The organism is Streptomyces sp. CA-210063 (assembly GCF_024612015.1).
Classification (GTDB): domain Bacteria; phylum Actinomycetota; class Actinomycetes; order Streptomycetales; family Streptomycetaceae; genus Streptomyces.
Genome location: NZ_CP102512.1, coordinates 8,168,768 through 8,183,069 on the forward strand (window position 1 = coordinate 8,168,768; position 14,302 = coordinate 8,183,069).

A 14,302-nucleotide genomic window follows, 5' to 3' on the forward strand; every position below is an offset into this window, starting at 1 on the left:
AGGCGGGACACCGTGACCGGTACCACCGAGACCAGGCCCTCGCGATCCGTGCGATCCGTGCGCTCCGTGCGAGACGCGCGTCCGGGGCCGGGCGAACACGACCACCACTCCGTGGGGGAACTGGTCGGGCAGGCCACCGAACAGCTCTCCCTGCTCGTACGACAGGAGGTCGCCCTCGCCAAGGAGGAGCTGGCCGAGAAGGGGCGGCGCGCGGGGCGCGGCGGGGGGCTCCTCGGCGCGGCCGGCGCCGTCGCCTATGTGGGGTTCATGACCCTCGCGGGCGCCGGGGTCGCGGCGCTGTCGCTCGTGCTGGACGTGTGGGCGGCCGCGCTCATCGTCATGGGCGTGCTGTTCCTGATCGCCGCCGTACTGGCCGCGGTCGGCCGCGCGCAACTGCGGCGGGCCACTCCTCCCAAGCCGGAGCTGGCGCTCGACAGCGTCAAGGCGGATGTGGACGAGATCAAGGGAAGGGCTCGGCGATGACGCATACATCCGGCACGTCCGGCACGCCCGGTGCCTCCAGCAAGCACAACGGTTCGGCGGGAGCCAAGGGTCCCGACGAACTCCGGCGGCAGATCGAGGTGACCCGGGCGCAGCTCGGCGACACCGTCGAGGAACTGGCCGCCAAGGCCGATGTGAAGGCCAGGGTCCACTCCGCGTGGGACCGTGTGCCCCGGGAAGCGGTGATCGTGGGCGGCGCGGGGGCCGCCGTGGCCGCGGCGGGAGTACTGGCCTGGCGGCACTACCACTGACCGACTTCGCCCACCCGCCCACCCGACTCGCCTTGGTGATCAGTCCAGCTCACAGGGCTCGGCGAGGCTCTGTTTCCACGGTTCCGCGTCAGCGGGCCGAGTCCTGCACCTCCGGTGCGGCACCAGCTCCCGGGCTGCCTGGGCCCGGGGGCCGACATCTGCGACAGCCTCAGGACGCCTGCGGCTGCCGGGACTGGCACCTGCGGCAGCCTGAGAACACCTGCGGCTGCCCGGGGCCGGCGATCGCAGGGGCGGTGTGCCTCCGCGCTGCCGCTGTTGATTCCATGGCGGACGTGATCACGCCTGGTCAGGGCGCCATCGCCCAGGGTCGGCAGATGACGCCGCCCGCCAGCCGTGCCCCTCGGTCGGCAGGGGCACCGCCTGCCAGTCGTGCTCCTTGTCCGTAGGCGCCGCCGCCTGCCAGTCGGGCCCCCGCCGCAGGCGCCGCCCCCTGTCAGTCCTGTCGCTGGCGGGCGGCGGTGCCTGCCGACGGGGCGCGACTGGCACGCGGTGGTATCTGCGGCAGGGGGTGTCTCCTCACCCTCTGCCCATCGCCTCCGGTCCGCCCGTCGCGCGTGCGCGGGCCTCTCGGAGGGCCTGTAGGCGCGGTGGCCACTTGCGGGTGTCGCGGGGTTCCACGTAGGGCTCCTCGGTGGCGGGCCGGCCCGAGGTGATGGCGCGTTCGCGGGAGAGTTCCGCGTCGAATTCGAGGCCGAGGAGGATCGCCAGGTTGGTGAGCCAGAGCCAGACGAGGAAGACGACGGCGCCGGCGAGGGTGCCGTAGGTCTTGTTGTAGGAGCCGAAGTGGGCGGCGTAGACGGCGAAGCCGGCCGACGCGGCGAGCCAGATGAGCGTGGCGAGGACGCCGCCGGGGCTGACCCAGCGGAAGCCCCGGCCGCGGACGTTGGGCGCGGCCCAGTAGAGCAGCGCGATCATCAGGGTCACCAGCACCAGCAGGACCGGCCACTTGGCGATGTCCCACATCGCGATGGCCGCGTCGCCGAGCCCGACCGTCGTGCCCGCGCGCTCGGCCAGGGGACCGGTGAACACCACGATCATCGCGCTCGCCGCCAGCATCAGCATCAGCACCAGGGTCAGCGCGATCCGCAGGGGCGTCAGCTTCCACACCGGGCGGCCCTCCGGCAGGTCGTACACCGCGTTGGAGGTGCGGATGAACGCGGCCACGTACCCCGACGCCGACCACACGGCCGCCAGGAGGCCGACGATGGCCAGCACTCCGCCCGTGCCGCCGCTCTCACCCAGCTGGACGACCGCGTCCCGCAGGATGTCCCGAGCGGGACCGGGCGCCAAGTCGCCGATGTTGTCCAGGAGTCTGTCGGTCGTGCGCTGCCCGGCGACCCCGAGCAGCGACACCAGCACCAGCAGCGCGGGGAACAGCGACAGTACGCCGTAGTACGTCAACGCGGCCGCCCGGTCGGACAGTTCGTCGTCCTGGAACTCCTTGACCGTGCGCCGTACCACCGCCCACCACGAACGCCTCGGCAGTCCGGCGGGACCGCCCGCGCCGGTCCGCTCCTCGGTCTCCGTCCCGGTTTCCGCCCCGGTTTCCTCCTGGCTCTCCGCCTGGGTTTCCGGTCCCTTCCCCACCCGCTCGGCCTCGGGCCGCTTCGCGTCCATGACCGGGCGGGTCTCCCGAATCCGGGCCCCGAACCGCGGACTTGACCTGAATCTTGGTTGAGGTTGAAGGGTGGTGGATGCACGGAACGATCGCCGACCACCGGAGAGCGACATGACTCGCCGTACCGATGCACATCCCGTCCTCGACCGCCCCGACGTCGGGGCGCCCTTCTTCAGCACCTGGCGGGTGGGCACACCCCTGCGGCAGCGGCAGACCGTCGAGGCCATCGCCGACACCTGGGAGCGGCGGCCGTGGCCCGCCGACGGGCTGTTGGGCTACTTCATCTATACGGCGGAGGACGGCTCCGGCCTGCTCCACTACTCGCAGTGGGCCGACGAGCAGGCGTACGAGGCCTTCGTCAGGACGCGGAGGCAGGAACGCAACGACGCCATCGACACCGCCGTGCCGGGGATCGAGCGGGTGGGGCTCGGGCGTTACCGGCACTACCGCAGCCTCACCCGGGACGACCGTGCGGCACGCGTGCCGGGGTGCGTCGTGATCGTCGACGTCGAGTTCGACGGGCCGGACCCGGCGCGGCAGCGGGCCTGGGTGGACGCCGTCGAGGAGGCGCTGTCCGTCGAGCCGAACCCGCACCCCGGCGGCATCTCCACCCACTTCCACGTCAGTACCGACGGCACCCGCGTCCTCAACTACGCCGAGTGGGAGACCGCCCAGGACCACATGGACGCCCTCGCCGCCCCCGGCGACGGCATCGGCCCACCCACGCGGCTGTGGCAGCGCGTGCAGACCTGGCCGGGACTGAAGAGCAGCACGGTCAACCGCTACGCGTACGCCCTCGGCCTCGTCCCCGACTGACCTCGGCCGCCCCTCCTCCGTCCCTTCTCCACCCTCCTCCGCCCTCCGCCGAAAAATCCAACCGTCTGGACAAGAAAAGTTTTCGGTGAGAGGGTGGAGCCATGTTGGACGTCACCGTGATCGAGGACCCGGAGGCCGCAGCGGTCTCGCTGGACCCCATACGGGCCCGGCTGCTCGCCGAGCTGGCCGCCGGGCCCGCGTCGGCGGCCATGCTGGCCGGGAAGGTCGGGCTGCCGCGCCAGAAGGTGAACTACCACCTGAAGGCGCTGGAGAAGCACGGCCTGGTCGAGCTGGCGGGGGAGCGCCGCAAGGGCAATGTCACCGAGCGGCTGATGCGGGCCACCGCCGCGTCGTACGTGATCTCGCCGCTCGCGCTCGCCGCCGTACAGCCGGACCCGGACCGGTTCCGGGACCAGCTCTCCGCGCGCTGGCTGCTCGCGCTCGGCGCCCGGCTGGTCCGGGACGTCGGGTCACTGATCACGGGGGCGGCCAAGGCCCGCAAACGGCTCGCGACCTACGCGCTCGACGGCGAGGTCACCTTCGCCACGGCCGCCGACCGGGCCGCGTTCGTCCAGGAGCTGACCGCCGGGGTGAGCGCGCTCCTCCGCAAGTACGACGCCCCCGACGCCGAGGGCGGCCGCGGTCACCGCATCGTCGTCGCCGTACATCCCACGGTCAAAGCCACGGTCAAAGCCACGGTCGAGCCCGAGAACCCGACCGCCCCCGAACTGGATCAGTAGTACTCAGGAGTTCACCATGCCCAAGGAATTCGAGATCGCCCGCGAGTTCGAGGTCGACGCCACGCCCGAGCAGGTGTGGGAGGCCGTCACCAGCGGTACCGGCGGCTGGCTGTGGCCGATGGAGGCGCCCGAGCCGCAGGTCGGCGGCAAGGGGCCGTTCGGCTCCGAGGTCACCGCCTGGGACCCGCCGCACCGGTACACCAACCGGGTCGAGGACGTCGAGGAGATCGCCGAGCAGACCGTCAACCAGCTCGACTACACGATCGAACCGCGCGACGACGGCCGGCGCGCCTGGGTGCGGTACGTGCACAGCGGCGTCTTCGTCGACGACTGGGACAACCAGTACGACGGCGCCTCCAAGCACACCGACTTCTATCTGCACACCCTGCGCCAGTACCTGACCCGCTTCGAGGGTCGGCCGGTCACCGCGTTCGCCACCTTCGACGGGCCCGAGACGGCCGGGGGCGCCGACGCGCTCACCACCGTCGGGCGGGCGCTCGGCCTCGCGGACGACACCGCCGCGGGGACGCGCGTCCAGGCCAAGGGACCCGAGGGGCAGCTGCTCGACGCCGTGGTCGACTACCGCGACCCGTACTTCATCGGCCTGCGCACCGACGACGCCCTGATCCGCTTCTTCGGCCGCAACCACTGGGGTTACCGCGTCGGCATGAGCGTCCACGACTTCGCGCCGGGCGCCGACGCCAAGGCCGACGAGACGGCCTGGGAGGGCTGGCTGAACGGCGTGTTCAGCCAGCCCTGAGAACCACTGACGGTTACGGCTTGAACCGCAGCACCTGCGGGTCGTGGTCGCTGATCTGGTCGTTGAACTCCGAGTTGATGTGCACGCTGTCGTACGTGAACTCGCAGGAGCGCCGGATCGAGGGGCTGATCAGGATCTGGTCGAGGACCTGGGCGTTGCCCTGGAAGACGTACGAGTAACGCTCGCTCTTCGGCAGCGACTTGAACGCCGACCACAGGGCGCCGTCGTCCTCCAGCAGCTCGGCGGTGTCGGAGAACTCGAAGTCGTTGATGTCGCCGAGGACGATGACATCCGCGCTCTTCTCCTTCGCCAGGATCTCCTTGACGAAGGTGTTCACGGCGGCCGCCTGCAGGTGGCGCTGGGTCTCCGAGCTCCGCTTCGGCGGCTGGAACTCCGAGTGCAGCGACTGGTCGCCGCCCTTGGAGGCGAAGTGGTTCGCGATCAGGAAGACGGGCTTGCCGCGGAAGGAGAACTCGCCGACGAGCGGCTTGCGGCTGTTCGTCCAGGCGGCGTTCGCCGGGTCGATACGGCCGGGGGAGACCGTGAGCCGCGCCTTGCCGTAGGACTTCGTCACGCCGACGGCGGTCGCGGCGTCGCCGCCCGCGCGGTCGGTGAAGGAGACCCGCTCCGGGTTGAAGAGGAAGACCTGGCGGATGTTGCCGCCGGGCTCGCCGCCGTCCGCGAGGTTCACCGGGTCGATGGACCGCCAGTCGTACGCCGGGCCGCCCGCCGCCGCGATCGCGTCGACCAGCTTCCGCACCGTCTGGTCGGCGGCGACCGTACCGTCGTTGGTGGCGCCGTTGTTGTCCTGGATCTCCTCCAGGGTCACGATGTCGGGCGACTGGAGGTGGTGCACGATCGCGGCCGCGTGGTCCGCGAAGGTGGCGTCCGAGGGGTCCAGGTTCTCGACGTTGTACGTCGCCACCGCGAGCTCGCCGCGCGCCTGCTCGCGGGTCGTCTCGCGCTCCAGGCCGCCCTGCTCCAGGGTGCCGATCCGGTTGGCGACGAGCGTGTAGCCGCCGAACTGGTTGTAGTCCAGGGGGCCGGCCGTGGTGCCCTTCAGCCCATCACCGACGTTCGCCTTCGGGAAGTCGGCGACCGCACCCAGCGACTGGATCTGCAGCCGGCCGGTGTTCTGCGAGGTGTAGGAGCCGTAGACCGTGCCGCCGCGGCGGTTGGCGTTCTCCCGGGGCTTCACCGTCACCCACAGCTCGGTGAACGGGTCGGTGGCACCGACCACGCGGACGTCGGCGACCTGGACGTTCATGCCCTCCAGGGACTCGTAGAGGTCCAGGGCGTACGTGGCCGGGGCGAGCGGCAGGCCGTTGACCGAGCCGCCGGCGGCGGTGTCACCGGCCGGCGCGTACCTGCCCGGCACCGACTTGGCGTCGATGACGGTCGCGGCCGGGACGGCGTTGCCCGTGGAGACCACCGTGATCGTCGGGCGGGTGATCTGCGTCACGGACTGGTTTCCGGACGAAGTGCCGCCCGGCACGAACTCGGAGACCGAGCCCGAGACGGTCACCGCGTCGCCCACCGAGACCGTCGGCCGGGAGCTGGTGAAGACGAACACACCCTCGCTCGTGGCCGGGTCGGCGTCCGCCCGGGTGTCCTGGATCCAGAAGCCGCGCGAACCGTAGGTGCGTACACCCGTGACGACGCCCTCGACTCCGGTCACCTGCTGACCGGCGAGCGGGGACGTCCGGGTCGTGCCCTGGATGTCGTGGATGCGTATCGACTCCGCCTCGGCGGGCGAGGTCAGGACCACGGCGGACACCGTGGAGCAGATGGTGGCGACGGTCAGCGCGCCGATGCGCGCGGTTCTCTTGCTGGGCAAGGGGATCCCTCCGGGGACGTACGTGAGCGCCGGGACGAGGGTGGACGGGGGTGGCCTGCGACCGGCGGGGCCGGTGCGACGCGCGTAGAACCCAGACGGACTCCGACGGACTCCGATGGCCGCGTCTGTGGGCGGCCCCGGAACCACCCCAGGGCTACCCGTGAGTTTCTACGCGCGTCAATCTCCTGCCTGGTCAGGGCAGTTGTCAAGGTTTCAGCCATGTCTGACTCCTGGCAGGTACATGAACCGGGTGGCATGGGTGGAAATCCGTCTAGGCTGAGCGGCTGCCGTACTCGTCGTCGTACTTGTACGTGTACTTGTCGCCTGTACACCGCTCGTTCCGAGGAGATCCCCGCCGATGTCAGACAGCTCGCCACTGCCGCCGGTGCGGCTTCTCCCCGAAGCGGAGCTGGCGCGGGAAGCGCTCGCCACACCGCTGCTCTCGCGCGCCGCGCGGCTCGCCCGCTGGGCCGGGCCGGACACGCGTGTGGGCACCGGGGGCGAACTCGTCGACGAGCAGCTGCCCGCGGCCGCCGCGGCGCTCGGGCTCACCGGCGAAGGCGTCGACGGTCATGACGGCGTCGACGGTCATGACGGTGACGACGCGGCGGCCTCGGCGAGCGCGGCCTGGCGGGTGGCTCTGGACACCGGGCTCGTCGAGATCGTGGACGAGGAGGAGGGGACGGTCGCCCCGGGCGAGGACCTCGCGCTCCTCACCTCCGGCGGGCCGCAGGACGTGCTCGGCATCTGGCTCACCGCCCTGGAGACCGCCCTCGCCGACGCGAGCGTGCCCGACCTCGACGGCCTCGTCGACGCCATGGACTCCGGCGGCGAGATCGACTTCCCCGGACTGGGCTGGGACCCCGACGCCGAGGCGGAGTTCCTCGACGGAGTGCTCGCCAACCTCTACCTCCTCACCGTCAGCGAGGACGGCCCCGGCGACGGGCCGGTGCCGCTGCCCGCCCTCGCCGCGTCGATGATCGTCCCCGACGACATGGGCGAGCCCACCAACGACGTGCTGGAACAGGTGTCGGACGCGATGATGCGGCTCGACGACCAGTTCCGGGTGCTGGAGCCGGTCGGGCTGGTCGAGTACCAGCCTGTGGACGAGGCGCTGATGACGGACCCGGAGGAGGCTGCCGCCGCCGAGGGGACGGGTGCGCCGGTCGTCGACGAAACCGATGTCACCCGGTACGGCATGGTGCGGCTCACCCCGCTCGGGCTGTACGGGATGCGGGCGCGGCTCCAGGAGGCGGGCGTTCCCGCGCCGGCGGTCGGAGACCTCGTCGACAAGGGTGCGGACGCGCTGCTGGACGGCACCGCCGGGTTCCCGCCGGCGGCGGCCCATGCCGAGACCGAACAGTGGCTCGCCCGCCGGGAATCGCTGGGCGCGGCCCGTGAGCTGCTCGCGGCCGCCCGCGGCTCCGACCCGGGCGCGCCACTGCGGCGGCTGCGCTGCCAGCAGGCGCTGTCCCTGGTCGGGCCCGTGGCCGAGCCCGCGCTGCGCGAGGTGCTCGACGATCCCGAGCTGGGCGGGCTCGCGCGCGTCTGGCTGACCGAGCGCGGGGCATCGGACGTGCCCGCGCCGTCCGAGGCGATGGTCTTCTGGCTGACCATCGACACGCTGGCCGCGCAGCTGGCTGCCGAGGGGAACTCCGCGGAACTGCGAGCGCTGGTGGAGGGGCTGGCGGCGCAGCACGGCGGGTTCTTCGCGGCCGCCTGGCGGGTGGACCATCCGGCCACGCCCGATGTGCTGGAGGCGATGGGGAGGATCCATCCCGACAAGCGGGTGGCGAAGGAGGCTCGTAAGGCGGCGTTCAAGGCGCGGAGTGAGCTGCGCCGCTGAGCCGGGCGCCTAGTGACTCGGGGCTGACTGTGTTCGGGCGACTGCGGGTGGTTCGTGGTTGCTCGCGCAGTTCCCCGCGCCCCTGAAAAGCAGGGGCTGCGCCCCGTGCTTTTCAGGCCCGCAGGGCCTGGTCTTTCAGGGGCGCGGGTAACTGCGCGAGAAGCCCCACCCACCCGCACCCGCCCCATGACCCCATCCACCCGAGCTCTCCCGCGCCAGGGGGTCGAAGGGGCACAGCCCCTTGACGGGTTCATCGAAGCGAAGGGGCCCGCTTCGCCCCCCGTTCAACCCGTGTTCAGCCACGGACGGGACAGTTCGGGCGCGTAACACGGGTCCGCCCCCCACGGTCATCCACCGCAAGCAGGAGTCAGCATGTCGCTCACCCGCAGGGACTTCGCCAGAACATCCGCGGTCACCGGAGCCGGTGTCGCGCTGGCCGGTAGCGTAGGCGCACTCGCCACCGCACCGAACGCCCTCGCGTCGACGGACACGGACACCGACAGCACGACCGGCGAAGCCACCGAGGGCGGGGCGGACCGCCACAGTGGAGTCGGCTACGGCCCGCTCGTTCCCGACCCCGACGGCATCCTGGCGCTGCCCGCCGGGTTCAAGTACCGCGTCATCACGTACAGCGGCAAGACCAAGCTGGAGTCGGGCGAGTACACGCCCTCCAACCACGACGGTACGGCCACCTTCGCCGGCCCGCGCGGCGCCACCCTCCTCGTCAACAACCACGAGCTGAAGGGCCCCCGGGCCAACTGGCAGTACCCCGTGCCGCTCACCGAGGGCCTCGTCTACGACCCGGCCGCGTCCGGCGGCTGCACGGTCGTCGAGGTCCGCCGCGACGGCCAGGTCGCCGAGTGGGTCGGCATCGCCGGCACCTCCACCAACTGCGCGGGCGGCAGCACCCCGTGGGGCACCTGGCTGACCTGTGAGGAGAACTCCGACAAGGCCGGCGTCAACGGCATGACCAAGGACCACGGCTACGTCTTCGAGGTCGACCCCATCGACCGGCGCGCCAACCGTGACCCCAAGCCGCTGAAGTTCTTCGGCCGCTACGACCACGAGGCCGTCGTCATCGATCCCAAGCGCGGCCACGCCTACCTCACCGAGGACGCCTCGAACCCCAACGGCCTCTTCTTCCGCTGGACCCCGCCGAAGGGCTTCGAGTACGGCCCCCGCAAGTTCCGTGAGCTCGCCGACGACGCGGGCGTCCTCCAGGCGCCCAAGTGCTTCGACTCCGGCGGCAAGTTCGTCGACGACCTCTCCCGCGCCACGAAGATCGGCACGGTCTACGGCGTCGACTGGATCGACGTCCCCGACCGTGACGCGAAGACCGTCGCCGTCCGCAAGCAGTTCGGCACCGACGAGATCACCCGCGCCCGCAAGCTGGAGGGCATGTGGTGGGGCGACGGCGGCGCGTACATCGTCTCCTCGTACGCCCGTGCGGAGAGCCCCGGCGCCGCGCATGACGGCCAGGTCTGGTTCTACGACCCCAAGCGCCGCACCCTGACGCTGAAGGTCCTGCTCGGCGTCAACCCCGACCCGTCCGTCGACGGCGCCTTCGACGGCCCCGACAACATCACCGTCTCCCCGTACGGCGGCATCATCCTCGCCGAGGACGGCGAAGGCGTCTCGCACCTCTTCGGCGCGACCGACAGCGGCCGTACGTACCCCATCGCCCGCAACGACCTCAACGTCGGCACCGAAGAGGAGCCCGACTACGCCGAGTTCTGCGGCGTCACCTTCTCGCCCGACGGCAAGACCCTCTACGCCAACATCCAGAAGCCGGGCATCCTGCTCGCCATCACGGGTCCGTGGAAGCGGCAGAAGCGCGGCTGAACCTCGAAGCCGTACTCCTCGATTTAATTCGTTCGCTCGACCCGCGGTTCGCCTCCTAAAGTCTTTCTTGTCCAGGTGCGAAGGCAGGACCTACTTCCACTGATAATGGGGCGGCCGCGGGTTCGAGTCCCGCCACCGGTACCACGTGCCGGTGTAGCTCAGGGGTTAGAGCACCTACGTCGGTTCCGCCGGCTTCGATCTCTGGACACCCAAAACTTCATGCACCTCCCGGTGCGATGTCTGATCTCGGGGAGGCGCAGCAGATGGTGGGTGCCCGGTGCGCAGGCAGCGGATACTTCGGGAACTGGTGGGGATGACTCCTCATGCGGGTTCGAATCCCGTCATCGACTTCGGGTCGGTGTGGCGGAACGGAAGACGCGCCAGTTATAAGCAACCGTCGCCGATCTCGACCTCGGACACCCTCCTTTTGCTGCGCCTCCCTCCGAAACAACCATTCCACGCACGAAGTGCTGGCGAATTCGGGGGAATTCATCATGGCGCGATTCAACACCAAGGCCGCCAAGGCGCAGCCCACCTCGCGGGTCACCTCGACGGGGCGTGTGCTCCGTACGTACGAGGGCGGCCGCGGCCGTGAGCGCGACGAGCGCTCCGAGCTTTTCCTGCTGTCGATCGCCAACTTCGTCGCCCAGAAGACCTTCTACGAGAGCGGCGAGGAGCGGGACGACCGGTTCGCCGCGCTCGTACGCCGGCTCGCCGTCACCGACCCGGCGTGGACGGCCGGCCTGCTCGGCTGGCTGCGCGGCGAGGGCAACCTCCGTACGGCCTCGATCGTGGGCGCCGCCGAGTACGTGAAGGCACGGCTCGACGCGGGCGCCACCGACGGCCCGACGAACCGCCAGGTCATCGACTCGGTGCTGCGGCGCCCGGACGAGCCCGGCGAACTGCTCGCCTACTGGACCTCGCGGTACGGCCGCACCATCCCCAAGCCGGTGAAGCGGGGCGTCGCCGACGCCGTACGACGGCTCTACAGCGCCAAGTCGCTGCTGAAGTACGACACGGCGTCCAAGGGCTACCGCTTCGGCGACATCCTGAACCTGGTGCACGCGGCGCCGGACCCGGACAAGCCGTGGCAGGGGGACCTGTTCCAGTACGCCCTCGACCGGCGCCACAACCCGGACACGGCGGTCGTGCCCAAGTCGCTGCCCGTGCTCGCGGCGCACCGTGACCTGATGGAGCTGCGGCCCGCCAAGCGGCGCCGGGTGGTCACCGGTGCGGGCGGCGCGCGGCGTCTCGCCGACGCGGGCATCACCTGGGAGGCGCTGGCGGGCTGGCTGCAGGGACCGATGGACAAGGCGGCCTGGGAGGCCGTCATTCCGTCCATGGGTGCGATGGCCCTGACCAGGAATCTGCGGAACTTCGACGAGGCGGGTGTCTCGGACGAGGTCGCGGCGCAGGTGGCCGCCCGGATCAGCGACCCGGCGGAGGTCGCGCGGTCGCGGCAGTTCCCGTTCCGCTACCTCTCGGCCTACCGGCACGCGCCCTCGCTGCGCTGGGCGTACCCGTTGGAGCAGGCGCTCGGCCACTCGCTGGCCAATGTGCCCGCGCTGCCCGGCCGGACCCTGGTCCTGGTCGACCGCTCGGGCTCGATGTTCTACTCGCGACTGACCGACCGCTCGTCGCTCACGTACGCCGACGCGGCGGCGATCTTCGGCACGGCGCTCGCGCTGCGGGCGGCGGACGCGGATCTCGTCGAGTTCGGGAGCACGAGCAAGCCGGTGGAGTACCGCAAGGGCGAGTCGGTACTGAAGATCATCGGCCGCTTCGGCGACCTGGGCGGCACCGACACCACCGAGGCCGTCCGCCGGCACTACAAGAAGCACGACCGGGTCCTGATCGTCACCGACGAGCAGGCCACCTACAGCCACTACGGCGACCCGACCGCGCAGGTCCCGGCCGACGTACCGGTCTACACCTGGAACCTCGCCGGCTACCGGGCGGGCCACGGCCCCTCCGGAAACGGGAACCGCCACACCTTCGGCGGCCTTTCGGACGCGGCTTTCCGGATGGTCCCGCTGCTGGAGGCAGCCCGGGACGCCGACTGGCCGTGGGTCGGTTGAAGGACGCCGGGGAGTGCCGTCCGGCGGTGAGTGTGGCCCGTATCCCACCGGGGGGTACGGGCCACACTCTTGTTCGGGTGCGTGTTGACATCTAACATTTCAGTCCATGGAGGCCATACGACCGGTGAGCCGCACCCTTCTCAGGGACCGTGCCTACCAAGCCATCCGGGACGCCATCGTGGCCGGGGAGATCGAGCCCGGTGCGGTGGTGCGCGACGCCGAGTTCGCCGAGCTGCTGGGGCTGTCGCGGGCGCCGGTGCGGGAGGCGTTCTCGCGGCTGGTGGACGAGGGGCTCCTGGAGAGCAAGCCGCAGAGCTACACGCGGGTCACGGCCGTCGTGGCCGCCGATGTGAGGGACGCCGCCGCCGTGGTCGGGGCCATGCACGAGCTGGCCACCCGGACCGCCGTGCCCCGGCTGTTCGCGGCGGACGTCGAGACGATGCGCTCGGCCAACGAGCGGTTCGCGGCGGCCGTCCACGCGGGCGACGTCGACGCCGCCCTGGTCGCCGACGACGAACTGCACGACGTCCTCGTCCGGGTGAGCGGCAACCGCGCGGCCGCCGCCACCGTCGCCCGCTACACCCCGCTCATCCGCCGACTGGAGCGACGGCGCTTCGGCGAGGGCGGCAACTGTCGCTCGGCGGGCCTGCACGAGCAGTTGATCGAGGCCTGCGCGGCCGGTGACACGGACGAGGCGGTCCGGGTCACGGCGGAGATCTGGCGCGGCCTGGCCGCGCTCGTCGACGAGCCCGCCGAGGAACCTGCTGACGAGCCCGCCGAAGAACCCGTCGACGAGCCCGGCGACCAGGCTGCCGCCGAGGCCGCCGAGAGACCCGTCGACGACGCCGTCGGCGCGCCCGTCCTCGAAGCGGACCACTGACCCACTCCACCCCGGGAGGACCCGTGTCCCTTTCTTCCTTCGAGCGCTACCCGCTCCTCTTCGGGCCCTCACCGGTCCACCCGCTGGAGCGCCTCACCGCCCACCTCGGCGGCGCCTCCGTCTGGGCCAAGCGCGAGGACTGCAACTCCGGTATCGCGTACGGCGGCAACAAGACCCGCAAACTGGAGTACCTCGTCGCGGACGCGCTCGCCCAGGGCTGCGACACCCTCGTCTCCATCGGCGGCGTGCAGTCCAACCACACCCGCCAGGTCGCCGCCGTCGCCGCCCACGCCGGGCTGAAGTGCGTGCTGGTGCAGGAGAGCTGGGTCGACTGGCCCGACGCCGTGTACGACAAGGTCGGCAACATCCTGATCAGCCGGCTGGCCGGCGCCGACGTACGGCTCGTCCGGGCCGGCTTCGGTATCGGCTTCAAGGAGAGCTGGGAACTGGCGCTCAGGGAGGTCGAGGAGAGCGGCGGCAAGCCGTACGCCATCCCGGCCGGCGCCTCCGACCACCCCCTCGGCGGTCTCGGCTTCGCGGGCTGGGCGTACGAAGTCGCCGAGCAGGAACGGGACTTGGGCGTCTTCTTCGACACGGTGATCGTCTGCTCGGTGACCGGCTCGACCCAGGCCGGCATGGTCGCCGGGTTCGCCGCGCTGGAGGAGGCGGGCGGACGGCCGCGCCGGGTGGTCGGCATCGACGCCTCGGCCAAGCCGACCGCCACCCGTGAGCAGATCGCCCGTATCGCGCAGAACACCGGTCAACTCATCGGTCTCAAGCGGGAGTTGACCGTGGCCGACGTCGAGCTGGACGAGCGCTACCACGGGGGGATCTACGGCGTCCCGGACGACGCCACCCTCGTGGCGATGCAGCTCGCCGCACGCACCGAGGGCATGATCACCGACCCCGTGTACGAGGGGAAGTCGATGGCCGGGATGACCGACCTGATCGAGCGCGGCGAGATCGACCCGGAGTGCACCGTGCTCTACGCCCACCTCGGCGGGCAGCCCGCGCTGAACGCGTACAGCGGGGTCATCGAGTGATGTCGGGGGCGCTGTCGCGGGGCTGACCCGGCTCGCCGTCGGTTGCGGCAGCGGACTTGCCCGGGTCTG

The 14,302-nt window shown here is 71.2% G+C and carries 11 protein-coding genes and 1 pseudogene; 10 read left to right on the top strand and 2 right to left on the bottom strand.

From position 1 onward, the window contains the following. Positions 1-12: 12 nt before the first annotated feature. Together JIX56_RS35675 and JIX56_RS35680 are read left to right on the top strand one after the other, a co-directional pair. A complete protein-coding gene (locus tag JIX56_RS35675) occupies positions 13-483 on the top strand; it encodes a phage holin family protein (RefSeq protein WP_443031932.1) in 471 nt (156 codons plus the stop codon). Continuing rightward, positions 480-752, top strand: coding sequence for a DUF3618 domain-containing protein (locus JIX56_RS35680; protein ID WP_443031933.1), 273 nt, complete (start codon positions 480-482; stop codon positions 750-752). Before JIX56_RS35675 ends, JIX56_RS35680 begins: the two co-directional genes overlap by 4 nt. 537 nt (positions 753-1,289) lie before the next feature. Here the strand turns inward: JIX56_RS35680 and JIX56_RS35685 are convergent. Continuing rightward, complete coding sequence (locus tag JIX56_RS35685) at positions 1,290-2,390, bottom strand: YihY/virulence factor BrkB family protein (RefSeq protein WP_257546734.1); 1,101 nt, start codon at positions 2,388-2,390, stop codon at positions 1,290-1,292. A gap of 112 nt (positions 2,391-2,502) precedes the next feature. Between JIX56_RS35685 and JIX56_RS35690 the strand changes: the two genes are divergently transcribed. The 3 genes from JIX56_RS35690 to JIX56_RS35700 all read left to right on the top strand — a co-directional run bounded on the left by JIX56_RS35690 (position 2,503) and on the right by JIX56_RS35700 (position 4,707). After that, positions 2,503-3,207 carry an antibiotic biosynthesis monooxygenase gene (locus tag JIX56_RS35690; protein WP_257546735.1) on the top strand — a complete coding sequence of 235 codons (705 nt, stop codon included), beginning with the start codon at positions 2,503-2,505 and terminating at the stop codon, positions 3,205-3,207. 101 nt (positions 3,208-3,308) lie between these two features. Further along, on the top strand, positions 3,309-3,947 hold the full coding sequence (locus tag JIX56_RS35695) for an ArsR/SmtB family transcription factor (protein ID WP_257546736.1): 639 nt from the start codon (positions 3,309-3,311) through the stop codon (positions 3,945-3,947). 16 nt (positions 3,948-3,963) lie between these two features. Then, a complete protein-coding gene (locus tag JIX56_RS35700; RefSeq protein ID WP_257546737.1) occupies positions 3,964-4,707 on the top strand; it encodes an SRPBCC family protein in 744 nt (247 codons plus the stop codon). Positions 4,708-4,720: 13 nt separating this feature from the next. Here JIX56_RS35700 and JIX56_RS35705 read toward each other — a convergent pair whose 3' ends face one another. Next, entirely contained in the window at positions 4,721-6,544 is a 1,824-nt protein-coding gene (locus JIX56_RS35705; protein WP_257546739.1) for an endonuclease/exonuclease/phosphatase family protein, read from the bottom strand. A 358-nt stretch (positions 6,545-6,902) separates the two neighbouring features. On the opposite strand from JIX56_RS35705, the gene JIX56_RS35710 reads away from it, so the two are divergent. From JIX56_RS35710 to JIX56_RS35730, 5 genes and pseudogenes are all read left to right on the top strand, one after another. Further along, positions 6,903-8,390, top strand: a complete 1,488-nt coding sequence (locus JIX56_RS35710; RefSeq protein ID WP_257546741.1) for a hypothetical protein — start codon at positions 6,903-6,905, stop codon at positions 8,388-8,390. A 372-nt stretch (positions 8,391-8,762) separates the two neighbouring features. Next, entirely contained in the window at positions 8,763-10,232 is a 1,470-nt protein-coding gene (locus JIX56_RS35715; protein WP_257546743.1) for a PhoX family protein, read from the top strand. 494 nt (positions 10,233-10,726) lie between these two features. After that, entirely contained in the window at positions 10,727-12,310 is a 1,584-nt protein-coding gene (locus JIX56_RS35720; RefSeq protein ID WP_257546745.1) for a TROVE domain-containing protein, read from the top strand. 106 nt (positions 12,311-12,416) lie between these two features. Then, positions 12,417-13,055: pseudogene (locus JIX56_RS35725) on the top strand (GntR family transcriptional regulator); the annotation flags it as partial. Between the two features lie 158 nt (positions 13,056-13,213). Further along, entirely contained in the window at positions 13,214-14,233 is a 1,020-nt protein-coding gene (locus JIX56_RS35730) for a 1-aminocyclopropane-1-carboxylate deaminase (protein WP_257546749.1), read from the top strand. Positions 14,234-14,302 lie beyond the last annotated feature (69 nt).

Bases quoted from the DNA above. Each gene is read 5' to 3' on its own strand.
- JIX56_RS35685 (WP_257546734.1), bottom strand. From the start codon at position 2,390: ATGGACGCGAAGCGGCCCGAGGCCGAGCGGGTGGGGAAGGGACCGGAA.
- JIX56_RS35720 (WP_257546745.1), top strand. From the start codon at position 10,727: ATGGCGCGATTCAACACCAAGGCCGCCAAGGCGCAGCCCACCTCGCGG.
- JIX56_RS35695 (WP_257546736.1), top strand. From the start codon at position 3,309: ATGTTGGACGTCACCGTGATCGAGGACCCGGAGGCCGCAGCGGTCTCG.
- JIX56_RS35715 (WP_257546743.1), top strand. From the start codon at position 8,763: ATGTCGCTCACCCGCAGGGACTTCGCCAGAACATCCGCGGTCACCGGA.
- JIX56_RS35680 (WP_443031933.1), top strand. From the start codon at position 480: ATGACGCATACATCCGGCACGTCCGGCACGCCCGGTGCCTCCAGCAAG.
- JIX56_RS35700 (WP_257546737.1), top strand. From the start codon at position 3,964: ATGCCCAAGGAATTCGAGATCGCCCGCGAGTTCGAGGTCGACGCCACG.
- JIX56_RS35710 (WP_257546741.1), top strand. From the start codon at position 6,903: ATGTCAGACAGCTCGCCACTGCCGCCGGTGCGGCTTCTCCCCGAAGCG.
- JIX56_RS35690 (WP_257546735.1), top strand. From the start codon at position 2,503: ATGACTCGCCGTACCGATGCACATCCCGTCCTCGACCGCCCCGACGTC.